Raw genomic sequence first — 24097 nt, 5'->3', positions numbered from 1 at the left:
CGATGGAGCCCCACCGGGTGCTGGTCGCCGACGACCACGAGGAGTTCCGGCGCGGGATCGAGGCGCTGCTCGCCGCCACGCCCGCGATCGAGGTGGTCGGCACCGCCGCGGACGGCGCGCTCGCGGTCGCGATGGCGCTCGACCTGCAGCCCGACGTCGTCCTCATGGACCTGCACATGCCCCGCGTCAACGGCATCGACGCGACGACCCGGATCGTCCGCTCCTCCCCGCACATCGGGGTGCTGGTGCTGACGATGATGGAGGACGAGGAGTCGGTCTTCGCCGCCGTGCGCGCCGGGGCGCGCGGCTACCTGCTCAAGGGCGCCCGGCGCGCCGAGATCATCCGCGCCGTGCAGGCCGTCGGGGCCGGCGAGGTGATCTTCGGGCCGGGGATCGCCGACCGGATGATGGCCTACTTCGCCGGCGCCCGCACGCGCCCGACCGGCGACGCGTTCCCCGACCTCACCGACCGGGAGCGGGTCGTGCTCGGGCTGATCGCGGAGGGCAAGGAGAACGCCGAGATCGCCCGGCAGCTGGACCTGTCGATCAAGACCGTCCGCAACCACGCGAGCAACATCTTCACCAAGCTGCAGGTCGCCCACCGGGCACAGGCGATCGTGAAGGCCCGCGAGGCCGGCCTGGGCTGAGCGCCACCGGGCACGTCACCCGGCGTCGCGGCACCCGCCCTGCAGTCGTGCGTCGTCGCGGGCGTCCCGGCCGACCGCCTCCGCCTGGTCCTCGTCGGGGTAGACCACCGCGGCCCCGGACTCGTCCCCGAACGTGCCGCGGATGATGCAGGCGTCGGTACGCGAGGGATCCACCGTGGTCAGCGAGGCGATGACCCGGAACGCCTCGGCGGGGGACAGGTCGGTCTCCAGGCCGCCGAGGGCCGACAGGGTGACCGCCTCGAGGTACCCCTCGTCGTCCTCGGCGGCACGCAGCCGGGCCAGCACGCCGAGCAGCAGCCGCTGGTGGTTGGCGGCGCGCGCGAAGTCGCTGCGCAGGGGGAGGGTGTCGCGCGTGGTCGCGTAGGAGAGCGCCTGGTCGGCGTCGAGGGTGTTGCTGCCGGGTCGGATCTCCACCTCCCCGTCCTCGGTGTCGAAGCGGATCGGCGAGTCGACCTCGACGGGACCGACGGTGCCCATCATCGACAGGAAGCCCTCGGTCCCGGTCACCAGGACGAGGTCGGGAGCGATGCCCAGCAGCCGCTCGACCTCGACGGCCACGCCCTCGACGCCGGCCCGGGCCAGCACCGTGTTGAGCCGCGCCCCACGGTCCGCGACGTAGAGGTCGCGGGGGAGGCCGATCGCGGTCGCCCGGCCCGTCTCGGGCCGGACGCCGACGAGCTGCACGGCGTCGGTCAGTCCCTCCATCACGTCCTCGCCGGGCCCGGCCTCGGACCCCAGCGCGAGGACCCAGAGCACGTCGTCCCCGTTGTCGACCGCCTTCGCGGTGCCGACGGTGGTGAGGCTGATCGTGGCCGGGTGCACCGACCCGTCGGGGACCACCAGCACGACGGCGCCGAGCAGGGCCAGTCGCAGCGCTCCCCGGCGCACCGCTCGCAGCGCGGTCCTCACGACGCCGTCCCCGACGAGGACTCCCCGGACGGACCCCCGGACGGACCCGCGGACGAGCCCTCGACGGTCCCGCCGTCGCCGCCGTCGAACCGCACGTCGTAGCCGAACACCGACCAGGCCTCGCTCCCGGACTCCATGAGGAACCGGCCGTCGAGGGTGAGCGGGCGCGTGCTGCCGTCCTCCATCGTGGCCTCGAACGCGAAGTGGACGTTCGCGGTGCCCGCGTGCACGGTGCCCCCCTGGGTGAGGAAGGACAGCCGGGCGTCGAGCTCGGTGGCCCGGACCGCGGTCGCGTCGGGGACGCCGGCGGCGGTGAGCACGCGGATGTCACCGGCGGCCTCGCGGGCGGCGTCGCTGGTGAACGACTCGAAGGACCGGACGAACTCCTCGCGCGGGAAGTCGCCGAGGAAGGCCTCGACGACGTACGCCGACAGCACGTCGCCGACGGCACCCTCGAGGTCGGCGCGGGTCTGCTCGTCGAGGCGGCCGGCGCCCGCGACGGTCGTGACGTGCAGCGCCGCGGACCGCGGGGTCTCCTGCTCGTCCGGCGGGGCCTGCGTCGTGCACCCGGCCGCGAGCAGGGCCACCAGCACGACCACCGCCGCAGCGGAGGCCGTGCCGCCGGTGCGGCGTCGCGGGAGGCCCATGTCGTTCATCATGGCCGACGGACCCGCCGCCTGCCTCAACTCGCCGGGACCGTGTTGACCGCTGGCAGGTCGAACGCGTCGACGTTGTCCCGGGCGGGGTGGCGTCGGCCGACGGGGCCGCGAGCGAACTCGCGCACCAGGGTGTGGGTGACCGTCCGGGTGAACCGCTGGGTGTCCTTCCCCAGGGGCCGCTCGCACCGGTCCACCATCGCGCATCCCCACCGCAGCGTCCCGGCGGTGAACACGCCGGCCCCGGACGGCATGGAGTAGTAGACCGACTGCGACGACGTGGTGACGCCGCGGCAGGAGTACGGCGAGTGGGCGAGGACCTGCAGGGGGCGAGGCAGCCGGGCGTCGGGGTAGACGCGGTCGGCCTCCGGTCCCACCAGTCCGTGGACGTGGTCCCCGCGGCGCACCCCCGTCCCGCGGAACCCCCACCAGCCGGGGGTCACCACGACGTAGTCCGTGTCGACCGGGTAGCACTCGTACTGCATGCCGAGCAGGTCGTGCTCGGGCCGCGGCGCCGGCGGGTCGCGGAACAGGGCGGTCGCCTCGGGCGAGCCCTGCGCGTACAGCGGGTCGAGGTGCGCGTCGTGCCGGTAGCCGACCACCACGCGGGCCGGGCCGCCGGCTCCCGGCGCGAGGCGGACCCGCCAGTACATCGTGTTGGCGCCGAGGAAGGCCAGGTTGGTGCCCGCGTCGCGCGCGTCCAGCACGACCCGCCGCATGGTGGGCGTCCAGTACTCGTCGTGGCCCATCGACACGTAGCCGCGGGCGCCGTCCAGCGCGCCGGGGGTCGTGTGGAGGTCGACGTTGGTGAAGTACGACAGCGGGGCGCCGGTCGCCTCCGCGCCCACGACGATCGGCAGGGCGGCCGTGCGGTAGTCGTTGGCCCCGGTCGCGCCGTTGTAGGGCCGGTCGAAGCTGACCGCGTGGCTGCGGGTGTCGCCGTCCGCGCCGGCGTACAGGCTGTAGCCGCCCCACTGGTTGTAGGCCTGCCAGGTGGTGACCGGCGCGACGAGGGCGACCGTGCCCGCCGCCGAGGGGGAGGTGACGACGTACGGGACCTGGGTCTCCCAGCCGGTGTCCGTCCGCAGCCGGAAGACGTAGAAGCCGGGCTCCCAGCCGCTGGTGTCCACCGTCAGGTCCCGCTTCCAGGGCGCGACGACGGTGCGCGTCGCGTAGGGGCGGAACACCGGCCCCGGCTGCTCGCGCCCCACGCGGGAGCCGGACTCCCAGACGAGCGCGCCCGTGCCGCCCTCGTACGAGCCGATGCGGAACGCCGACGCCTCCCAGCCGCCCTCGGTCGTCGACACCTTGAGCCCGACGCGGGTCCCGGGGACGCCGCTCGCCCGGGTGGTGTACGCCGCCACCTCGCCGCGCAGCGCCTGCCTGGTGACCCGCCAGTCCTCGCTGCCGCGTCGCTCGGGCGCCCGGGGCCTGCGTGGCGCCGTGCCCCTCGTGGCGGCGGCCGGCGCCGGGGGCGACGCGACCGACTCCGGCTGGGGGATCCGCGACGCCGTTCCGCACGCCCCCACGAGCGGCCCGAGCGCCAGGACCGCCACCGTCGCCGCCACCGTCCGTGCCCTCATCGTGACCACCTCGCCCCGGGCGACGGACCGTCCGCGCACCGTGCAGCCGACGTTCCGGCCGGCGCTGGTCCCGGCACACGTGGTGGCGGTCCCGCCGGTCCGGGACGAACACGACACCGGTCCCGGCCCCCGTCCCGACCGGGCGCGGAGGCGGGCGGGGCGGGGACCTAGGATCACTCCCATGCCTGAGATCTCCCGGGACGAGGTGGCCCACCTGGCCATGCTCGCCCGCATCGACCTCTCCGACGCCGAGCTCGATCACCTCGCGCCCCAGCTGAGCGTGATCCTGGACTCCGTCGCCTCCATCAACGGCGTCGCCGGCGACGACGTGCCGCCCACCTCGCACGCCATCCCCCTGACCAACGTCTTCCGCGAGGACGTCGTGGTGCCCGGGCTCACCGCCGAGGAGGCGCTCTCCGGCGCGCCCGCCGTGGAGGACCAGCGCTTCTCCGTCCCCCGGATCCTCGGCGAGGAGGCCTGATGAGCGAGACCGTGCGCCGCACCGCCGCCGAGCTGGCCGAGGCGCTCGCGGCCGGCGACGTCACCTCGACCGACCTCACCGAGGCGCACCTCGACCGGATCGAGGCCGTCGACGGCGCCGTGCACGCCTTCCTCCACGTCGACCGCGACGGAGCGCTCGCGCAGGCCGCCGAGTCCGACGCGCGCCGCTCCCGCGGCGAGGCGCGCGGTGTGCTGGACGGCGTGCCGATCGCGGTCAAGGACGTGCTGACCACCAGGGGACTGCCGACCACCTGCGGCTCGAGGATCCTCGAGGGCTGGGTGCCGCCCTACGACGCGACCGTCGTGACGCGCCTGCGCGACGCCGGCCTCCCGATCCTCGGCAAGACCAACATGGACGAGTTCGCCATGGGCTCCTCCACCGAGCACTCCGCCTACGGGCCCACGCGCAACCCGTGGGACCTCGACCGCATCCCGGGCGGCTCCGGCGGCGGGTCCGCCGCGGCGGTCGCCGCGTTCGAGGCGCCGCTCGCCATCGGCACCGACACCGGTGGGTCGATCCGGCAGCCCGGTGCGGTCACCGGCACCGTCGGCGTGAAGCCGACCTACGGCGGCGTGTCGCGCTACGGCCTCGTGGCGCTGGCCAACAGCCTGGACCAGGCAGGCCCCGTCACCCGCACCGTCCTCGACGCCGCGATGCTGCACGACGTGATCGGCGGGCACGACCCCCGCGACTCCACGTCGATCCAGCAGGAGTGGCCGTCCTTCACCGAGGCCGCCCGTGCCGGCGCCGCCGGCGACATGACCGGCGTCAGGGTCGGGGTCATCACCGAGCTCGCCGGCGACGGCTGGCAGCGCGGCGTGATGGCGCGCTTCGACGAGTCCGTCGAGCTGCTCGTCCGGGCCGGCGCCGAGGTCGTGGAGGTGTCGTGCCCCTCCTTCGTGCACGCGCTGGCCACCTACTACCTGATCCTGCCGGCCGAGGCGTCGAGCAACCTCGCCAAGTTCGACGCGATGCGCTACGGCCTGCGCGTGGTCCCCGAGGGCGACCCGAGCGCCGAGGAGGTCATGCGCGCGACGCGCGACGCGGGCTTCGGCGACGAGGTCAAGCGCCGCATCATCCTGGGCACCTACGCGCTGTCCTCCGGCTACTACGACGCCTACTACGGGCAGGCGCAGAAGATCCGCACCCTCATCAGCCGCGACTTCGACGCCGCCTTCGCGCAGGTCGACGTCCTCGTCTCGCCGACGGCGCCGACCACGGCGTTCCGGCTGGGGGAGAAGCTCGACGACCCGATGGCGATGTACCTCAACGACCTCGCCACCATCCCGGCCAACCTCGCCGGCGTCCCGGGGATCTCGATCCCCAACGGGCTCGCCGAGGAGGACGGCCTGCCCAGCGGCTTCCAGGTGCTCGCACCGGCCCTGGCCGACGACCGCGTCTACCGGGTCGGTGCCGCCCTCGAGGCGCTCCACACCGCCGCCTGGGGCGGCCCGCTGCTCGACAAGGCGCCCGAGCTCGCGGGTGCCGCGACCCCCGAGGGATCCCGATGACCGAGACACTCATGGCCTACGACGACGTGCTGGCGGCGTACGACCCCGCCCTCGGCCTCGAGGTGCACGTCGAGCTCAACACCGCCTCGAAGATGTTCTGCGGCTGCCCCGCGGAGTTCGGCGGGGAGCCCAACGCCGGCGTCTGCCCGACCTGCCTGGGCCTGCCCGGCGCGATGCCGGTGGTCAACGGCAAGGCCGTGGAGTCCGCGATCCGCATCGGCCTCGCGCTCAACTGCCAGATCGCCGAGTGGTGCCGCTTCGCCCGGAAGAACTACTTCTACCCGGACATGCCGAAGAACTTCCAGACCTCGCAGTACGACGAGCCCATCGCCTTCGACGGGTGGATGGACGTCGACGTGGACGGGGAGACCTTCCGGGTCGAGATCGAGCGCGCCCACATGGAGGAGGACACCGGCAAGTCGCTGCACGTCGGCGGGGCCACCGGCCGCATCCACGGCGCCGACCACTCCCTCGTCGACTACAACCGGGCCGGCATCCCGCTGATCGAGATCGTCACCCGACCCATCCTCGGCGCCGGCGAGCGGGCCCCCGAGGTCGCCCGCGCCTACGTGGCGCAGCTGCGGGAGCTGATCGTCGCCCTCGGCGTCTCCGAGGCCCGCATGGACCAGGGCAACCTGCGCGCCGACGTCAACCTGTCGCTCTCGCCCAAGGGCAGCGGCGTGCTCGGCACCCGCACCGAGACCAAGAACGTCAACTCCTTCCGCTCCGTCGAGCGCGCCGTGCGCTACGAGATGCAGCGGCACGCGGCGATCCTCAGCGGCGGCGGCTCGATCCTGCAGGAGACGCGCCACTGGCACGAGGACACCGGCATCACCACGAGTGGTCGGGCCAAGTCCGACGCCGAGGACTACCGCTACTTCCCCGAGCCGGACCTCGTGCCGGTCGCGCCGAGCCGCGAGTGGGTCGAGGAGCTGCGCGGCACGCTGCCGGAGAACCCGACGGCCCGCCGCGCCCGGCTCCAGGCGGAGTGGGGGTTCAGCGACCTCGAAATGCGCGACACCGTCGGGGCCGGCGCGCTCGGGCTCGTCGAGGAGACCATCGCGGCCGGAGCGGCCCCGCAGGCCGCGCGGAAGTGGTGGCTCGGAGAGCTCGCCCGCCGCAGCAACGAGGACGGCGTCGACCTGGTCGACCTGCCCATCACCCCGACCGACGTCGCCCGGGTCCAGGCGCTGGTCGACGAGAAGGTCGTCAACGACAAGCTGGCCCGCCAGGTCCTCGAGGGCGTGCTCGCCGGCGAGGGGACCCCCGACGAGGTCGTCGAGAAGCGCGGGCTGGCCGTGGTGTCCGACGACGGCGCCCTGGGGGCCGCCGTCGACAAGGCCATCGCCGCCAACCCCGACGTCGCCGACAAGATCCGCGACGGCAAGGTCGCCGCCGCCGGGGCGCTCATCGGCGCAGTCATGAAGGAGATGCGCGGCCAGGCCGACGCCGGCCGCGTCCGGGAGCTGATTCTGGAGAAGTTGACGGTCTAGACAACTTGTTAGGGTGCTGGCGAGTCACATTGGTCACATCACCAACCAACGCTCGCACCACTCGGGGGACTGCACGGGCGCTCGCCGCCCGCGGTCCTCGGCGAGCGGGAAGGAAGTCATGCACCATCTGAATCGACCCCTCCGGACGGCCACCGTCGCCCTGACGAGCGCCGTGCTGGGGGCCGGCGTGCTCACCGCGGCCCCGGCCTCCGCCGAGCCGTCCCCCGCCCTGCGGTCCGCCCGTGCGCTGGCCAACACCGACAGCACCCCCTCGACGATCGCCGCCCAGTGGCTGGCCGGGGAGCTCACCAACGGCCTGATGACGGGTCCCTACGGCCCCGACTTCGGCCTCACCATCGACACCGGCATGGCGCTCTCGACCGTCGCCGGCCAGGGTTCGACCGTCACGGCGATCAACAACGCCCTCGAGCCCCGCATCGGCGAGTACGTCGGCGACGGGACGAAGGAGTCCTACGCCGGCGCCCTGGCCAAGGCCGCTGCCTTCGCGCGCACCGCGAAGAGGAACCCGACCAGCTACGGGGGCATCAACCTCATCACCCGCCTCGAGGAGCGCACCGCCGACGTGCCGGCCGATCCGGCCGCGCAGCCGCAGGCGGCTGCGTTCGCGGGCCGCATCTTCGACAAGTCGGAGTTCGGCAACTACGCCAACGTGGTCGGTCAGTCGTACGCCGTGCGGGCCCTGACGCTCGCCAACTCGACCGAGGCCGGCGCGGCCCGCGACTCCCTGCTCAAGCAGCAGTGCCCCTCCGGCTGGTTCCGGCTGAACTTCGCCAAGGCCGACGTGCCCAACCAGTCGTGCACCGAGGGCGTCGCCGGCAGCGAGGCCGACCCCGACGCCACCTCCCTCGCGGTGATCAACCTCGTCGAGTCGGGCGACAAGAGCCCCGCCGTCCAGGCCGCCCTGGCCAAGGCCGGCACCTGGCTGGCCGCGCGGCAGCGCGGCAGCGGCGCCATCCGCGGCGGCGCCGGCACGGCGGAGATCAACACCAACTCCACCGCCATCGGCGGCTACGCCCTGGGGCTGCTGAAGAAGCGCGACGCCGCGCTCAAGGCGGCGCTGTGGGTGCGCAAGAACCAGCCGGTCGACAAGTACAAGTGCCGCACGGCACTCACCAAGGACACCGGCGCGGTGGCCTACCGCAAGGACCGGGTGAACGGGGCCAAGACGTCCGGCATCCCCGCAGACGCCCGTGACGAGTGGCGACGGGCCACCTCGCAGGCGATCCTCGGCCTCCAGTTCGCCCCGGCGAGCAAGGACCGCCTCCGGATCGTCTCGGTGCGTCGCGAGGCCCGCGCGGGCGACCGCGTGCAGTTCCGGGTCTACGGCCTCGCCCCCAGCGAGAGCGCCTGCATGCAGGTCAAGGGCGACTTCCTGCGCGTGACGGGCAAGAAGTCCGGCGAGAAGATCGTGCGCCGGCTGCAGCTGCCGACCGGCAACCAGCGCCGAGTCGCGCTCGTGAAGACCTCGGACGACGTCGCGCGTACGTCGCTGCGGGTGCGCAACTGACCCCACGCGTCACACCCGCGACCGAGCCGTCGGCCCGGCGTCCCCGGACGCCGGGCCGACGTGCGTGGGGGGCCGTGCGCGGGTTAGGCTGCGCGCGCCGCGCCCGTCCGGGTCGGCACCACACACGCCCGAGCTGGGGAAAGCCGGTCCGAATCCGGCGCTGACCCGCAACCGTGGGCACGGGAGTCATCCCGTGCGAGCCGGAACACCCGCCTCGACGCGTCTTGACCACCATCGCTGTCGAGGAATGCAGCGGGGCGAAGCGGCGCACGCCGCCTTCCCTCGTTGTCGCAGCGGGGGAAGGAACCATGAAGCTCCTCTCCGGCCTGGCCGCCATCGCGGTCGCCGCCACCACTCTCGTCGCGGCGCCCGCCGGCGCGGCGCCCATGACGCCCACCCGCCTCGCGGGGGACTGGATCGCGAGCCAGCTCACCGACGGCATCGCCGTGGGCGACTTCGCCGACATCGGCCTGAGCATCGACGCGGGCCTGGCCTTCGAGGCCATCGGCGACACCGCCGGGGCCGAGCTGGTCGCCGACCGGATCGAGCCGGCCCTCGTCACCTCCGAGGCGTACCCGTACGGGTACGTCACGTCGGACGAGTACTCCTGGCCCGGGAACGAGTACCTCGGCCAGGGCCGCTACGCGAACGCGACCGCCAAGGCTGCGGCGTTCGCGGGGCGAGTCGGCCGCGACGCGGCGACCGCGTACGACAACGTGGACCTGGTCGCGCAGCTCGAGGACCTCACCGACGACGCCACCGGCGTGATCGGCGACGACACGAGCTTCTCCGACTACGCCAACACCATCGGCCAGGCCTTCGCGGTCGAGGCCCTCGCACGGGCAGGGTCGGACGAGGCGGGCGCTGCGACGCAGGCCCTCCTGGCCCAGCAGTGCCCGGCCGGGTACTTCCTCTTCACCCTCGGCTCCACCGAGTGCGGCGACGTCCCGAGCGCCGACGTGACCGCTCTGGCCGTCATCTCGCTGCGCGCGTCCGGGATCGGCTCGACCCGGGTGGCCGCCGCCGTCGCGCTCGCGACCCAGTGGCTCGAGTCCGTCCAGAAGTCGGACGGCTCCTTCGAGGGCGACGCCTCGACCCCTGGCAGCAACGCGAACAGCACGGGACTCGCCGGCTGGGCCCTCGGCGAGGTGGGCCGCTCGACGTCCGCGGCGCGCGCCGCCGTCTGGACCCGGAGCATGCAGGTCGCCGACGCCGGCGCCTGTGCGAGCCAGGCGCCGACGGGTGCCGTCGCCTACAACGTGGCGGACCTCTCCGCCGCCCGGACCGACGGCATCGCCGGCAGCTCCACGGTGCGGGACAAGTGGCGCCGCGCCACCTTCCAGTCCGCGCCGGTCCTCCGGTGGGCGCCCGCGGCGACCGAGCCGCTGTCCATCTCGACCCCGGTCAGCGCTGCGGAGCGGACCACCGTCGCCGCCACCGTGCGCGGGCTCGCGGCCGGTGAGCAGGCGTGCGTGAGCCTCGGCGGCGACGCCCGCCGCGTCGTCGGCACCGGATCCGACCTCGTCGTCTCCTTCGTCCTGCCGGCAGGGGCTGCAGCGCGCACGTTCACGCTGGCCACCCTGGGTGGCACGACGACGTCGACCACGGCGGCGATCGTCACGCCGGCTCCCGCCACGCCGGCAGCCCCGGCGACGGGGGAGCTGTCCGTCCCGAAGGTCGTCAGGGTCAAGAACAACGACGTCGTCAAGGTCGAGATCGCCTGCGACGCCGCCCGGCCCTGCGCCGGCAGGCTCAAGCTGCGCTCGGCCCGCAAGGTGGAGCTCGCCGGCGGCGAGCGCCGGACGCTGGTGCTGGCGAAGTCGTCCTACACCGTCGCGCCGGGCGCGACGGCCACCGTCAAGACGAGGCTCACCAAGCCGGCCCGGGCCGTGCTGGGGAAGAAGCGACTGCGGGTCGTCGCTACCCAGACCGCTCGCGGAGCGGAGCCCGCCCGCACGACGTTCTGGATCCGCAGGAGGTGATCCGCATGGGTGCTCGGGCCCGGCGGGCGGCGACGGCCCTCGCCGTGCTGGTGGTCGGCCTGGTGGGCGGGGGAGCCACGCTCGGACTGGCGCCGACGACGTTCCTCCCCGGCGCGGCGGCCGCGACGTGCACGTCGGCCGGCGGCGTGAGCGTCGTCGTGGACTTCCGCGAGCTCGGGGGCAGCACGATCACCGCGTGCGCCCCGGACGGCGGGGGAAGGAGCGCAGCAGCGGTCTTCGCCTCGGTCGGCGTCCAGCTCTCCTACGCCCAGCGGCAGCCGGGCTTCGTGTGCCGCGTCAACGGCGCGCCCTCGAGCGACCCGTGCGTGAACGCCTCCCCGACCGACGCCTACTGGGGGCTGTGGTGGGCCGACGGCTCGTCGGCATCGTGGTCCTACTCGACCTCCGGGGTGGGCGGCCTCGTCGTTCCTGCGGGCGGCTCCGTGGGGTGGTCCTGGCAGCAGGACCGTGCCGGCAGCGGCCCCGTACCTCCCGGCGTCGCGCCGCCGGTGAGGCCGTCGTCCACCCCGACGCCGACGCCCACGGGGTCGGCCTCGACGCCGTCGTCCGGCCCGACCTCGTCCCCGTCCGCCGGGGGCAACGGGTCGGGGAGCGGGTCCGGCGGCGGGTCGCATCCCACCTCGTCCCCGTCCCCGGGTGGCAGGAACGGCTCCACCGGGTCGTCCTCGCCCTCGTCGAGTCCGTCGGCCTCGCCGTCCGGCGCCCCCTCCGCGTCGCCCTCGGCCAGTGAGTCGCCCAGCGACTCACCAGCCCCGCGCAGCGGCAAGGACGGCGGGAGGCAGGGCGCGGAGAGCGGCGAAGACACGGGTGCGGGCAAGCGCGCGAAGGGCGCCGAGGCCTCCGACGATCGTGAGTCGCCAGGAGACTCAGCGGCCAGTGACGACCCCGCCGCGGGTTCCGACCCAGGCGCGGCGGGAGACCCGTCTGCCGGCGCCTCCTCCGAGGCGGCCCGGCCCGAGACCGACGGACCGGCTCGCGTCCCGGCCGCCCTCAGCCTCGCCGTCGTCGGCCTGCTCGCGATCGCCATCGCAGTCGGTGCCGTCGTGACGCGTCGTAGACGGGGGGTCTGACGCGTCGTGACCGGATCGGCGCTCCCCCGCACGGGGCTGCCGCGTGACCTGCACCCGCTCGCCTGGTGGTCCTGGGCGATCGGGCTGGCCACCGCGGCCTCGCTGACCACGAACCCGCTGCTGCTGCTCCTGCTGATGGGCTCGGCGACGGTGGTGGTGGTGGCACGCCGATCCGGTCATCCCTTCGGTCGCTCGTTCCGGCTGTACGCCGCGCTCGCGGCGGCGACCGTGGTCCTGCGGGTCGTCTTCCGGATCCTCTTCGGCGGCCAGGAGGTCGGCAACGTGCTGCTCGACCTCCCGGAGGTGCCGCTGCCCGACTGGGCCGCAGGCATCCGGCTGCTCGGCCCGATCACCAGCGAGGCGCTCCTGGCGGGGCTCTACGACGGGCTCCGCCTCGCCGCGATCATCCTCTGCGTCGGAGCGGCGAACGCCCTCGCCAACCCCAAGCGCCTGCTCGCCTCGGTGCCGCCGGCGCTCTACGAGATCGGCACCGCGCTGGTCGTCGCGGTGACGATCTTCCCGCAGCTCGCCGACAGCGCCCGCCGGGTGCGGGCGGCGCAGGCGCTGCGCGGCGGGACGACCACGGGGGTCGGCCGGCTCCGCCGCTTCCTCGTCCCCGTCCTCGAGGACGCGCTCGAACGGTCCCTGGCGCTCGCCGCCGGGATGGACACCCGGGGCTACGGACGCTCGGGTGGGGCGGCCACGCGGGAGCGGTGGCTGACCGGTGGCCTGCTGCTCCTGGCGCTGACCGGCATCTGCGTGGGGACGTACGCTTGGCTGGACCCGACGGCGCCCCGGGTGCTGGCGCTCCCGATGCTCGGTGCTGGGGTGGGAGTCGCGGTGCTGGGCCTGGTCAGCGCCGGCCGGCGGGTGCAGCGCACCCGCTACCGGCCCGACCCGTGGCGTGCCGCCGAGCTGTCGACGCTCGCGGTCGGGCTCGTCGTGGCCGTGCTCGGCTGGTACGTCGGCCACGCCCAGGTGGTCGTCGCCTACCCGCAGGTCGACGTCGTCCCGTACCTCTCGCCGCTCGCCCTCGCGGTCGGCGTCCTCGGCACGCTCCCCGCCGTGGCCACCCCGGTCCCGGCCAGCGCGCTCGCCCACCGCGAGGTGACCGCGTGACCCTGCACGGCGCGGTGGAGCTCCGCGGCATCACCTTCCGCTACGACGAGCACGAGGTGCTCCGCGACGTCGACCTCACCCTCGACGAGGGCGAGCTGGTGCTCGTCTCCGGCCGCACCGGGGTCGGGAAGTCGACGCTCCTCGGCGTCGTGACGGGGCTGGTTCCCCGCTTCACCGGCGGCGTGCTCACCGGCGACGTGCTCGTCGGCGGCAGGAGCGTGGTCGCACAGCCGCCGCGCGAGCGTGCCCACGTCGTCGGCTACGTCGGCCAGGACCCGCTCGCCGGGTTCGTCACGGACTCGGTCGAGGAGGAGCTCGCCTACGGCATGGAGCAGCTCGGCACGGCGCCGGGCACGATGCGCCGCCGCGTCGAGGAGACCCTCGACCTCCTCGGCATCGCCGACCTCCGGGCCCGCGACCTGCGCACGCTCTCCGGCGGCCAGCAGCAGCGCGTCGCGATCGGGGCGGTGCTCACCACGCACCCGCGGGTGCTCGTCCTCGACGAGCCGACCTCCGCGCTCGACCCCACCGCGGCGGAGGACGTCCTCGCGACGATCACCCGGCTGGTCCACGACCTCGGGCTCACCGTCCTGCTCGCCGAGCACCGGCTCGAGCGCGTCGTGCCGTTCGCGGACCGGATCTGCCTCGTCACCGGCGACGGAGGGATCCGGGTCGACGCGCCGCAGCCGGTGCTGGTCGACTCACCCGTCGCTCCGCCGCTGGTCCACCTCGGCCGCGCCGTCGGGTGGGACCCGCTCCCGCTGACGGTGCGCGACGCCCGCCGGCGGGCGCGGTCGCTGCCGGACCTGGCCGCGCCACCCGGCGTACCTGCTCCGGGCGGGGCACCGCTGCTGGCCGCCCGCGGCGTCACCGTCGTCCACGGCCGCCACGTCGCGGTCCGCGAGCTCGACCTCACGCTGTCGGCAGGCAGGGTCACCGTGCTGATGGGGCGCAACGGCTCCGGCAAGTCCAGCCTCATCTGGGCGCTGCAGGGCACCGGCAAGCGCCGGTCGGGGACGGTCGACGTCGACGGAGCCGACCCCGCCGCCCTCGCGCCGGCCGAGCGGCGTACGCGCGTCGGACTCGTGCCGCAGACGGCGGCCGACCTGCTCTACCTCGAGACCGTCGACGAGGAGTGCGCAGCCGCGGACACCGGCGCCGAGGTGGCGCCCGGCACCTGCTGGGCGCTCCTCGACCGGCTCGTCCCCGGCGTCGACCGCGCCAGCCACCCGCGCGACCTCTCGGAGGGCCAGCGCCTGGCCCTGGCCCTCGCGATCGTGCTCACCGCCCGCCCGCCGGTCGTCCTGCTCGACGAGCCCACGCGAGGCCTGGACTACGCCGGCAAGGCCGAGCTCGCCCGCATCGTGGCCGGCCTCGCGGCCGACCGCCACGCGGTGCTGCTCGCCACCCACGACGTCGAGTTCGCCGCCCACGTCGCCGACGAGGTCGTGGTGATGGCGGAGGGCGAGGTCGTCTCGAGCGGCCCGCCGCGCCGGGTGCTCGCGGAGTCGCCGTCGTTCGCGCCGCAGGTCACCAAGGTGCTCGGCGATCCCTGGCTCACCGTCGAGGAAGTCGCGGCGGCGCTCGGAGACACCCGGTGAGCATCCTCCGTCCGCACCCCGTCGCCCTGCCGATCGGACCGCGCACCGCTGCCGTCCTGCTCGTCGCCTCCGTGGCCGGCCTGATGATGCTGTGCTGGCCGCTCCTGCTCGAGGCCTCGCCCGGGGACCGGGTCGAGCCTCCCTTCGTCTTCCTGGCGCTCCTGCCGCTCGTGATGGTGGTCGTGCTGGCGGAGATGGGGGAGGGCGGCATGGACTCCCGCGTGCTGGCGGTGCTCGGCGTGCTCTCCGCCATCAACGCCGTGCTGCGGGGCCTCGGCGCCGGCACCGCGGGGATCGAGCTCGTCTTCTTCCTGCTGGTGCTGGCCGGGCGCGTCTTCGGAGCCGGATTCGGGTTCGTGCTCGGCTGCACCTCGCTGTTCGCGTCCGCGCTGCTCACCGCCGGCGTCGGGCCCTGGCTGCCGTTCCAGATGATCTGCGCCGCCTGGGTCGGCATGGGCGCCGGCCTCCTGCCGCGCCGGGTCGGCGGCCGCGCCGAGATCGCCATGCTCGTGGCGTACGCCGTGGTGGCGTCCTACCTCTACGGTCTGCTGATGAACCTCAGCAGCTGGCCCTTCGCGCTCGGCATCGTGGTCCCCGGCCACGAGGGCTCGCTGGCCTACGTCGCGGGTGCGCCCGTGCTGGAGAACGCCCACCGGTTCCTGGTCTACACGCTGCTCACCTCCACCGGCGGCTGGGACACCGGGCGGGCGGTGACCACCGCCATCGCGATCGTGGTCCTCGGGCCGGCGATCCTCACCACGCTGCGCCGCGCCGCCCGCCGCGCCGTCGTGCAGCGCGAGCCGGCCGGCCACGCTGTGCGGTGAGTCGCTCAGCAACTCGAGCAGCGCGGCTCAGGGCTGGACCTGCACGATCCGGTCGTCGGCCGGCGTCGGGTTGCCACGGCCGTCCTGGTTCGAGGTGGTGAGCCAGAGCAGACCGTCCGGTGCGACGGCGACCGTGCGCAGCCGGCCGTAGTCCTCGGTGAAGAACGCCGTCGGCCGCCACGCCCTGCCGGCCGGCGAGACCTCGATCCGCCACAGCCGCTGGCCGCGGAGGCCGGCCATCCACAGGTGCCCGTCCGCGTAGGCCAGCCCGCTCGGAGAGGCCTGCTCCACCGGCCACACCAGCTCGGGATCGACGAAGTCGGGGCCTCCACCGGTGCCCTCGACCTCGGGCCAGCCGTAGTTGCCGCCCTTCTCGACGAGGTTGAGCTCGTCCCACGTCGAGTCGCCGAACTCCGAGGCCCACAGGCGCCCAGCGTCGTCCCACGCCAGGCCCTGGACGTTGCGGTGGCCGAGCGACCACACGGGCGAACCGGGGTCCGGGTTGCCCGGGGCGGGCTCGCCGTCGGCGGTGATCCGCAGGATCTTGCCCGCCAAGCTGTCGGGATCCTGCGCGAGCTCCGGGTCCCCGGTCTCGCCGGTCGTGACGTAGAGGTGCCCGTCGGGACCGAAGGCGATGCGGCCGCCGTCGTGGATGAACCCCGCCGGGATGCCGTCGAGCACGACGGTCGGCTCGCCGAGCCGTTCGCCGTCGACCTGCGCCTTGACCACGCGGTTGTCCGCCCCCGCGGTCAGGTAGAAGAACACCGTCGAGTCCGTGCCGAAGTCCGGCGAGACCGCGACGCCCAGCAGGCCGGCCTCGCCCTGCGGCACGACCGATCCGATCGAGCCGAGCCGGGTGCGCCTGCCGTCGGGGGAGACCCGCAGGACCAGGCCGGTCATCCGCTCGGTGACCACGGCGTCGCCGTCGGGAAGGAAGTCGACGCCCCACGGGACCTCGAGCTGGTCGACGAGCGTGCCGACCGCCCGCGGGTCGCGTCGACCCTGGCCGCCGCCCGGCTCCGCCTCGCTGGTCGTGTCGCTGGGCGTGGGCTGGCTCGGCACGTCGGTCGGCTGCGTGGTGCGCGGCAGCGGCTCCGGCGTGCTGCTGGAGCACCCGGTCGTCACCCCGAGCGCGAGGGCGAGCGCGCCGAGCGCCAGACGCGGTCCCCTGTTGCCTCTGGCCATGTCGCCCGTCATGTCGCCCCCGTCATGTCGCCCCCGTCATGTCGCCAGTGTGCCGGGTGCCGCCGAACGCTCGACCGGCGCCGGAGCGGAGCGGGTCGCGCCGATCGAGGCGGCGACCACGCAGGCGATGGCGAGCCACTGCACGGCCGACAGGTGCTCGTCCAGCACGACGATGGCAGCCAGGGCCGCCGCCGCCGGCTCGACGCTCATCAGGATGCCGAACACCGCCGGACGCAGGCTGCGCAGCGCGACGAGCTCGCAGCTGTAGGGGATGACTGAGCTCAGGAGGCCGACGAGCGCGCCAATGAGAAGCACCCGGCCGTCCCACAGCGACGTACCCGCCGTCAGCAGGGCGGGCAGCGTCATGCCCAGCGCGGCGAGCACGCTCGCGACAGCGAGGCCGTCGAAGCCCGCCCACCGGCGCCCGGTGCTCGCGCTGAGCAGGATGTACGCCGCCCACGCGGCCCCGGCGAGCAGGGCGTAGGCGACGCCCAGGAGGTCCAGGTCGGTGCGCTGGAAGCCGAGGAGGGCGACGCCGCTGCCCGCGAGCAGCACCCAGACGAGGTCGCGCGCGCGGTGCGACCCGAGCACGGCGAGCGTCAGCGGGCCGACGAACTCGATCGCGACCGCGAGGCCGAGGGGGATGCGCGAGAAGGACTGGTAGATCGCCCAGTTCATCGTCGCCAGGCTGGCACCGAAGCCGAGCACGACGAACCAGTCGTGCCGGCTGCGCCCGCCGAGGCGGGGACGGGCGATCGCGGCCAGCACGACGGCGCTGGTCACCAGTCGCAGCCACACCATCGCCGTCGGGGAAATCTCACCGAAGAGGCCCTTCGCGATGGCGGCGCCGACCTGCACCGACAGGATGCCCACGAGGACGAGGCCGACGGGCCCGAGCAGTGCCCGGCTCGGTCGCGACGTCACCGGGCCACCCTAGTCAGCGGCGTCGTCGTCCCTCGGCCCGGTCTCGTCGAGACTGGCGAGCGCGCGCCTGGCGTGGCGGGTCTCGGCGGCGAAGTAGTCCAGTCCCCAGTCCGCCACCATCGACGGGAACCGGAACGGCTCGCCCGGGCGGTCGGCCCCGCGCAGGGCCTCGCGCACGGCGGCGAGGTCGGCCCTGGCGCGGTCGAGCTCGTCGAGGTAGTCGTCCAGCATCCGCCGCGTGGTCCCCGGCTCGGTCGCGTGGCCGATCAGCAGGCGCAGCAGCACCGTGTGCTTGAGCACCGGGAAGCCGGCCGGAGTGCCCTCCATCCAGTCGCGCAGCGCGGCCTGGCCGGCGCCGGTGATCGCGTACGACGTCACCTCCCGGCCACCCTCGGCACGGGCGTCCGCGCGCACCAGTCCGTGCTCGGTGAGCCGGCGCAGCTCGGTGTAGACCTGGCTCATCGCGGGCGCGACCCAGTAGAAGCGCAACGTGATGTCGGCGCGCTGCTTGATCTCGTACCCCGTCAGCTCGTCGCCGAACGTGAGGAGGCCGAGGATCGCGTACCCGGTCACCGGGATGTCTTGACTCATGGCGTTCCGAGAGTAGTGTTCCTAATCGGAATAGTCACGGAGGGACACGAGGGACGGGGACGACGGGGTGACGCACGAGCACGCGATCGAGGCGGACGGACTGGTCAAGCAGTTCGGGGACACGCTGGCGGTGGACGACGTCAGCTTCGCGGTACCGAGGGGGTCGGTCCTGGGCCTCCTGGGACCGAACGGGGCCGGCAAGACGACCACCGTCCGGATGATGACGACACTGACCAAGCCCACCCGCGGCACCGCGCGCGTGGCCGGGCACGACATCCTGACCGAGCCGGCCGCCGTACGCCGCGCGATGGGCCTGACCGGCCAGTCGGCGACGGTCGACGAGCTGCTCACCGGCCGGGAGAACATCTGGCTCATCGGCAGCCTGTACGGCCTCGACCGGCGCACGATCGACCGGGTCGGCGGCGAGCTGCTGGAGCGGTTCTCGCTCAGCGACGCCGCCGACCGCGTGGTGAAGACCTACTCCGGCGGCATGCGCCGGCGGCTGGACCTGGCGGTGAGCCTCGTGGCGACACCGCCGGTGCTCTTCCTCGACGAGCCCACCACGGGCCTCGACCCGCGCAGCCGGGTCGAGCTGTGGGACGTCCTGCGAGACCTGGTCGACGACGGGACGACGCTGCTGCTCACCACCCAGTACCTCGAGGAGGCCGACCAGCTCGCCGACGACATCGTCGTGATCGACCGCGGCACGGTCATCGCGCACGGGACGCCGCTGCAGCTCAAGGACGCGTCCGGCAAGGCCGCCCTCGTCGTCACGGTCTCCCGACCCGACGACCTGCCCGCGGCGGTGGAGCGTGTGCGGGAGGCGGGTCTCGAGGTGCACGTCGAGGAGTCGGCCCGCCGGATCACCGCGCCGGCCGAGGGGCTCTCCGACATCACCCGCATCGCCGCCCTCTTCGACGGCAGCGGCATCGAGATCGACGACCTGGGCCTCCAGCGGCCCAGCCTCGACGACGTCTTCCTCAACCTCACCGGCCACCGGGCCGAGGAGGCCGAGCCGGCGGCTGGTCCCGACGGCTCCGGCGCCGACCCGTCGGCCGGGCCCGCCGCCGGCCACACGACCGAGGACGAGGAGGTGCGCGCATGAGCCACACGCCGTACGGCGCCCTGGAGCGCCCCGAGATCCGCCACACCTCGCTGTGGCACCAGTCCGTGACGATCTTCCGGCGCAACCTCATCCACATCAAGCGGATGCCGGAGATGCTGCTCGACGTCACCATCCAGCCGGTGATGTTCGTGCTGCTGTTCGCCTACGTCTTCGGCGGGGCGATCGCGGTCGCGGCGCCGGCCGGCTACCGCGAGTGGCTGCTGGGCGGGATCATGGGCCAGACCATCGCGTTCGCGTCGTTCATCGTGGCGGTCGGCCTGACCGCCGACATCGACAAGGGCGTCGTCGACCGGTTCCGGTCGCTGCCGATCAACCCGGCGGCGATCCTGGTCGGTCGCTCGATGTCCAGCCTGACCCACTCGTTCATCGGCATCATCGTGATGTCGCTGACCGGCCTGGTCGTGGGCTGGCGGATCCGCGGCTCGGCCCTCGACGCGCTGGCGGCGTACGGGCTGCTGCTGCTCTGGGGCTTCGCCATGATCTGGATCGGCATCCTCGTCGGCTCGGCGATGCGCTCGGTCGAGGCCGTCAACGGCGTCATGTTCACCACGATGTTCCCGCTGACGTTCCTCTCCAACGCGTTCGCGCCGTCGGAGCGGATGGGCACGGTCCTGCGGGCGATCGCGGAGTGGAACCCGATCTCCGCGCTCGTCCAGGCCGTGCGCGAGCTCTGGGGCAACACCGGTCCGGCCCCGGCCGACGCGCACCTGCCGATGCAGCACCCCGTGCTCTTCACGGTCCTGTGGACGGTGGCGATCACGGCGGTCGTCGCGCCGCTGTCCCTGAAGGTCTTCCGCAACCGCACGATGCAGTGAACCGTCCCGTGAGCGCCGTCGCCGCCCGTCCCCACACTAAGGAGCCCCCATGTCGCGCACGCTGCTGATGGTCGGTACCCGCAAGGGCATGTGGCTGGGGACCTCCGACGAGGCCCGGACGTCGTGGGAGTGGACCGGGCCGCACTTCCCGATGGAGGAGGTCTACTCGGTCATGGTCGACACCCGCGGCCCATCCACGCGGTTGCTGGCGGGGGCGTCGTCGAGCTGGCTGGGTCCACAGGTGTGGCGCTCCGACGACCTCGGCGCCACCTGGGACGAGACGCCGAACGGTGCGGTCCGCTTCCCCGAGGACACCGGCGCCACGCTGGCCCGCGTGTGGCAGTTGCAGCCCGGGCCGTCGGAGGACGGCGGCGACGGCGTCGTGTGGGCCGGGACGGAGCCGGGCGCGGTGTTCCGCTCCACCGACCGCGGCGAGACCTTCTCGCTCGTGCGCGGCCTGTGGGACCACCCCCACCGCGCGGAGTGGGACCAGGGGTTCGGCGGCCAGGCGTTCCACACCATCCTGCCGCACCCCGCCGACCCCTCCCGCGTGCTCGCTGCGCTGTCGACGGGCGGCGTCTACGTCACCGCGGACGGCGGGTCCACGTGGGCGGCGTCCAACACCGGGGTGAAGGCCGAGTTCTTCCCGGGCGACCGTCACTACCCGGAGTTCGGCCAGTGCGTGCACAAGGTCGCACGGGACGCCGTCGATCCCGAGCGGCTCTACCTGCAGAACCACGGCGGCGTGTACCGCTCGGACGACGGTGGCGCCTCCTGGCAGGACATCGCCCCCGGTCTGCCGACCGAGTTCGGGTTCGCGATCGTGGCGCACCCGCACCGCGCCGACACGGCGTACAACTTCCCGATCGCCGGGGCCGAGGCGCGCTGGCCCGTCGACGGCAAGGCCCGGGTCTACCGGACCACGGACGCCGGCGCGTCCTGGGAGCCGCTCGGCGAGGGGATGCTCCCCGACGGCTACTTCACCGCCGTGATGCGCGACGCCATGTGCGCCGACGACCACGAGCAGCCCGGGCTTTACTTCGGTGGCCGCAACGGCGGCGTGTGGGCCTCGCCCGACGAGGGCGCGACGTGGCAGGAGATCCACAAGGACCTGCCGGACGTGCTCGTCGTCCGTGCCGCCCGGCTCGCCTGAGTCCTTCCGGGCGGGGGTGGCCGGCCTGCTTGTGCTCGCGCTGCGCCCGGTCGTGGCGGACCCCGGAACTGCAATCCGCCCGTGGGCGCCGGGAGGCCGAGCGGGCCTCAGTCGCGTCCTTGCCCGTGAGTCGCTGACCGACTCGAGGTGCGGCACGCCGCCGCCCCGGCCGCTCGCCCGGCTGTTGCCAGTGAGTCGCTGAGCGACTCAGCGACAAGGGGTGGCGGCGGGGCTTCGCGAGATGGAGGAGGCGTGGCCGGTACGCCACCACAGCTCGTCGCCGGCCATCAGACGTCCACAGGCGCGCGGACCGGCGGGTGACCGGGCCCGCTGTGGACGACGTCCGGCGTCCGTCCGCGGGCTCGGCTGTGATGGCCGCACCGGCGCCGAAGAGACGCGCCGGTGGTCACAGCGGAGAGGAGACAGGTGGTGGACGGTACGACGGTCGGCGCGGCGGTGACCGAGGCCGAGGAGGAGTGGTTGTGCATGGGGCCGTTCCCGGGCGGGGTCCCCGGGCTGGTCCGACGGATCCGACGGATCCTCGACGTCTCGCAACGGGGGCTGGCGCAGGCGCTGGAGGTGTCGCAGTCCGCGGTGGCCCGGTGGGAGACCGGACGCACGAGCCCCCGCGCCAGCGTCCTCCAGGCGCTGCTCGAGCTGGCACGGCTCGAGGTCGGCTTCAGCGACCGCGAATCCGGTGAGCCGGTGGAGCCGATGCGCGCCGACGGGGCACGCACGCGCGGAGGAAGCCGGTTCCCGGCGCACGCCGACCTGCGTGTGGCGGGGTGGTGGGTGCCCCGGCGGCTACGGGCGATGACCTCGATCGAGGCGCTCGGGTGGCCACGACGGTCCCGCGCGGCGAAGGACCCGGCGATCGGCTACCACGGGCCCTGGCGCAAGCACCTCGAACGGAACCTGTTCGGCACCCCGGTCGACCACCCCGCCCGCCACCAGCTGGTCGCGGAGATGGTGCACCTCGACGAGGTCCGCGAGGAACGGCGGCGCCGCCGCCTGCAGCAACAGGGCGAGCAGGCGAGCGTCCGGTCCGGCACATGGCCGGGCTGACTCGGCGCCGGCGGTGAGACGAGCGCCGGAGGGTGCGGGCGCGCCGATTAGCCTGCAGGCATGACCCACGCAGCCGAGGGACCGGACATCAAGCCCCGCAGTCGCGACGTCACCGACGGCCTCGAGAAGGCCGCCGCCCGCGGCATGCTCCGCGCGGTGGGGATGGGTGACGACGACTGGGAGAAGCCGCAGATCGGCGTCGCGTCGAGCTGGAACGAGATCACGCCCTGCAACCTCTCGCTGGACCGCCTGGCCAAGGCGGTCAAGAACGGCGTGCACGCCGGCGGCGGCTACCCGCTCGAGTTCGGCACGATCTCGGTCTCCGACGGCATCTCCATGGGGCACGAGGGGATGCACTTCTCCCTCGTCAGCCGTGAGGTCATCGCCGACTCGGTGGAGACCGTGATGATGGCCGAGCGCCTCGACGGGTCGGTCCTCCTCGCGGGGTGCGACAAGTCGCTCCCCGGCATGCTCATGGCGGCCGCGCGCCTCGACCTCGCGAGCGTCTTCCTGTACGCCGGCACGATCATGCCGGGCCAGGTCGACGGGCGCGACGTGACCATCATCGACGCCTTCGAGGCCGTCGGTGCCTGCCTCGCGGGCAAGATCTCGCGTGAGAAGGTCGACGAGATCGAGCGTGCGATCTGTCCTGGCGAGGGTGCCTGCGGCGGTGCGTACACCGCGAACACGATGGCGAGCGTCGCCGAGGCGATCGGCATGTCGCTGCCCGGCAGCTCCTCCCCGCCGGCGGTGGACCGCCGCCGTGACGGGTTCGCCCACAAGTCCGGCGAGGCGGTCGTCAACATGCTGCGCCAGGGCATCACCGCCCGGCAGATCATGACCCGCCCCGCGTTCGAGAACGCCATCGCGATGGCCATGGCGCTCGGCGGCTCGACCAACGCCGTCCTGCACCTCCTCGCCATCGCGCGCGAGGCCGAGGTGGACCTCACGCTCGACGACTTCACCCGCATCGGGCGCAAGGTCCCGCACCTGGCCGATATGAAGCCGTTCGGCCGCTTCGTGTGGACCGACTTCGACCGGGTCGGCGGCATCCCGGTGCTGCTGCGGGCGCTGCTCGACGCCGGTCACCTCCACGGTGACGTGCTCACCTGCACCGGCAAGACTATGGCGGAGAACCTCGCCGACCTCGACCCGAAGCCGCTCGACGGCGAGATCCTGCGCCAGCTGGACCGGCCGATCCACGCCACCGGGGGCCTCACGATCCTCAAGGGCTCGCTCGCCCCCGAGGGCGCGGTGGTCAAGAGCGCGGGGTTCGACGACTCCACCTTCACCGGCACCGCCCGGGTCTTCGACGGCGAGCGCAAGGCCCTCGACGCCCTCGCCGACGGCGCGATCCAGGCCGGCGACGTCGTCGTCATCCGCTACGAGGGTCCCAAGGGCGGTCCCGGCATGCGCGAGATGCTCGCCATCACCGGGGCGATCAAGGGTGCCGGCCTCGGCAAGGACGTCCTGCTGATCACCGACGGCCGGTTCTCCGGCGGCACGACCGGCCTCTGCGTCGGCCACATCGCGCCGGAGGCGAGCGACGGCGGTCCGATCGCCTTCCTCCGCGACGGCGACCGGATCACCCTCGACGTCGCCAACATGACGCTCGACGTCCACGTGGACGAGTCCGAGCTGGCCGCGCGGGCCGAGGGCTGGGAGCCGCTCCCGCCGAAGTACACCCGCGGCGTCCTCGGCAAGTACCGCAAGGTCGTCCAGAGCGCCGCTCACGGAGCCGTCTGCTACTGACGCGCCGTCGCTGGAGGGG

At 73.9% G+C, this 24097-nt stretch carries 21 protein-coding genes; 15 read left to right on the top strand and 6 right to left on the bottom strand.

All coding sequences use genetic code 11. The features are described from left to right. Positions 1-2: 2 nt before the first annotated feature. Positions 3-647: a response regulator gene (locus tag J3P38_RS02830; protein WP_210502619.1), complete on the top strand. Its 645-nt coding sequence runs from the start codon at positions 3-5 to the stop codon at positions 645-647. Positions 648-662: 15 nt separating this feature from the next. On the opposite strand, the gene J3P38_RS02825 is transcribed toward J3P38_RS02830, so the two are convergent. The 3 genes from J3P38_RS02825 to J3P38_RS02815 are packed head-to-tail and all read right to left on the bottom strand — an operon-like array spanning position 663 to position 3816. Further along, positions 663-1577 (bottom strand): LCP family protein, encoded by a 915-nt coding sequence (locus tag J3P38_RS02825; RefSeq protein WP_210502618.1) that lies wholly within the window; start codon positions 1575-1577, stop codon positions 663-665. Further along, the gene (locus J3P38_RS02820; RefSeq protein WP_210502617.1) at positions 1574-2224 is read right to left on the bottom strand and encodes a hypothetical protein; all 651 of its coding nucleotides are present in this window, start codon (positions 2222-2224) and stop codon (positions 1574-1576) included. The genes J3P38_RS02825 and J3P38_RS02820 overlap by 4 nt, the downstream gene beginning before the upstream one ends. Before the next feature lie 35 nt (positions 2225-2259). Further along, the gene (locus tag J3P38_RS02815) at positions 2260-3816 is read right to left on the bottom strand and encodes a N,N-dimethylformamidase beta subunit family domain-containing protein (RefSeq protein WP_210502616.1); all 1557 of its coding nucleotides are present in this window, start codon (positions 3814-3816) and stop codon (positions 2260-2262) included. Between the two features lie 181 nt (positions 3817-3997). Here J3P38_RS02815 and gatC point away from each other — a divergent pair, with 181 nt between their 5' ends. The 9 genes from gatC (at position 3998) to J3P38_RS02770 (ending at position 15467) form a co-directional block, all read left to right on the top strand. Then, a complete protein-coding gene (gene gatC, locus J3P38_RS02810) occupies positions 3998-4297 on the top strand; it encodes an Asp-tRNA(Asn)/Glu-tRNA(Gln) amidotransferase subunit GatC (protein WP_210438335.1) in 300 nt (99 codons plus the stop codon). Then, positions 4297-5829: an Asp-tRNA(Asn)/Glu-tRNA(Gln) amidotransferase subunit GatA gene (gene gatA / locus J3P38_RS02805; protein ID WP_210502615.1), complete on the top strand. Its 1533-nt coding sequence runs from the start codon at positions 4297-4299 to the stop codon at positions 5827-5829. The genes gatC and gatA overlap by 1 nt, the downstream gene beginning before the upstream one ends. Further along, complete coding sequence (gene gatB / locus J3P38_RS02800) at positions 5826-7322, top strand: Asp-tRNA(Asn)/Glu-tRNA(Gln) amidotransferase subunit GatB (protein WP_210438333.1); 1497 nt, start codon at positions 5826-5828, stop codon at positions 7320-7322. The genes gatA and gatB overlap by 4 nt, the downstream gene beginning before the upstream one ends. A gap of 118 nt (positions 7323-7440) precedes the next feature. Beyond that, positions 7441-8850, top strand: a complete 1410-nt coding sequence (locus J3P38_RS02795) for a prenyltransferase/squalene oxidase repeat-containing protein (protein WP_210502614.1) — start codon at positions 7441-7443, stop codon at positions 8848-8850. A gap of 308 nt (positions 8851-9158) precedes the next feature. Next, on the top strand, positions 9159-10832 hold the full coding sequence (locus J3P38_RS02790; RefSeq protein ID WP_210438331.1) for a prenyltransferase/squalene oxidase repeat-containing protein: 1674 nt from the start codon (positions 9159-9161) through the stop codon (positions 10830-10832). Between the two features lie 5 nt (positions 10833-10837). Further along, entirely contained in the window at positions 10838-11923 is a 1086-nt protein-coding gene (locus J3P38_RS02785; RefSeq protein ID WP_210438330.1) for a hypothetical protein, read from the top strand. Positions 11924-11929: 6 nt separating this feature from the next. Continuing rightward, on the top strand, positions 11930-13042 hold the full coding sequence (locus J3P38_RS02780; RefSeq protein ID WP_210502613.1) for an energy-coupling factor transporter transmembrane component T: 1113 nt from the start codon (positions 11930-11932) through the stop codon (positions 13040-13042). After that, a complete protein-coding gene (locus J3P38_RS02775) occupies positions 13039-14643 on the top strand; it encodes an ABC transporter ATP-binding protein (protein WP_374222609.1) in 1605 nt (534 codons plus the stop codon). Before J3P38_RS02780 ends, J3P38_RS02775 begins: the two co-directional genes overlap by 4 nt. Beyond that, entirely contained in the window at positions 14640-15467 is an 828-nt protein-coding gene (locus J3P38_RS02770) for an ECF transporter S component (RefSeq protein WP_307807676.1), read from the top strand. Before J3P38_RS02775 ends, J3P38_RS02770 begins: the two co-directional genes overlap by 4 nt. 27 nt (positions 15468-15494) lie before the next feature. On the opposite strand, the gene J3P38_RS02765 is transcribed toward J3P38_RS02770, so the two are convergent. From J3P38_RS02765 to J3P38_RS02755, 3 genes are read right to left on the bottom strand one after another with little or no spacing between them, the layout of a single operon-like run. Then, a complete protein-coding gene (locus J3P38_RS02765) occupies positions 15495-16664 on the bottom strand; it encodes a PQQ-dependent sugar dehydrogenase (RefSeq protein ID WP_246855611.1) in 1170 nt (389 codons plus the stop codon). 24 nt (positions 16665-16688) lie between these two features. Beyond that, positions 16689-17576, bottom strand: coding sequence for an EamA family transporter (locus J3P38_RS02760; RefSeq protein ID WP_210502612.1), 888 nt, complete (start codon positions 17574-17576; stop codon positions 16689-16691). A gap of 9 nt (positions 17577-17585) precedes the next feature. Next, positions 17586-18167 (bottom strand): PadR family transcriptional regulator, encoded by a 582-nt coding sequence (locus tag J3P38_RS02755; RefSeq protein WP_210438327.1) that lies wholly within the window; start codon positions 18165-18167, stop codon positions 17586-17588. Positions 18168-18234: 67 nt separating this feature from the next. On the opposite strand from J3P38_RS02755, the gene J3P38_RS02750 reads away from it, so the two are divergent. The 5 genes from J3P38_RS02750 (at position 18235) to ilvD (ending at position 24078) form a co-directional block, all read left to right on the top strand. Continuing rightward, on the top strand, positions 18235-19272 hold the full coding sequence (locus J3P38_RS02750; RefSeq protein ID WP_210502611.1) for an ATP-binding cassette domain-containing protein: 1038 nt from the start codon (positions 18235-18237) through the stop codon (positions 19270-19272). Then, positions 19269-20108 carry an ABC transporter permease gene (locus J3P38_RS02745; protein ID WP_210502610.1) on the top strand — a complete coding sequence of 280 codons (840 nt, stop codon included), beginning with the start codon at positions 19269-19271 and terminating at the stop codon, positions 20106-20108. Before J3P38_RS02750 ends, J3P38_RS02745 begins: the two co-directional genes overlap by 4 nt. 49 nt (positions 20109-20157) lie before the next feature. After that, entirely contained in the window at positions 20158-21261 is a 1104-nt protein-coding gene (locus J3P38_RS02740) for a WD40/YVTN/BNR-like repeat-containing protein (RefSeq protein ID WP_210502609.1), read from the top strand. A gap of 429 nt (positions 21262-21690) precedes the next feature. Continuing rightward, on the top strand, positions 21691-22326 hold the full coding sequence (locus J3P38_RS02735; RefSeq protein WP_210502608.1) for a helix-turn-helix domain-containing protein: 636 nt from the start codon (positions 21691-21693) through the stop codon (positions 22324-22326). Between the two features lie 60 nt (positions 22327-22386). Further along, positions 22387-24078, top strand: a complete 1692-nt coding sequence (gene ilvD / locus J3P38_RS02730) for a dihydroxy-acid dehydratase (protein WP_210502607.1) — start codon at positions 22387-22389, stop codon at positions 24076-24078. The last annotated feature ends 19 nt before the right edge of the window (positions 24079-24097 follow it).

Origin of the sequence: Nocardioides xinjiangensis (assembly GCF_017916455.1) — a bacterium.
Taxonomy (GTDB): Bacteria; Actinomycetota; Actinomycetes; order Propionibacteriales; family Nocardioidaceae; genus Nocardioides; species Nocardioides xinjiangensis.
This window is presented reverse-complemented; position numbering and strand designations above follow the sequence as displayed.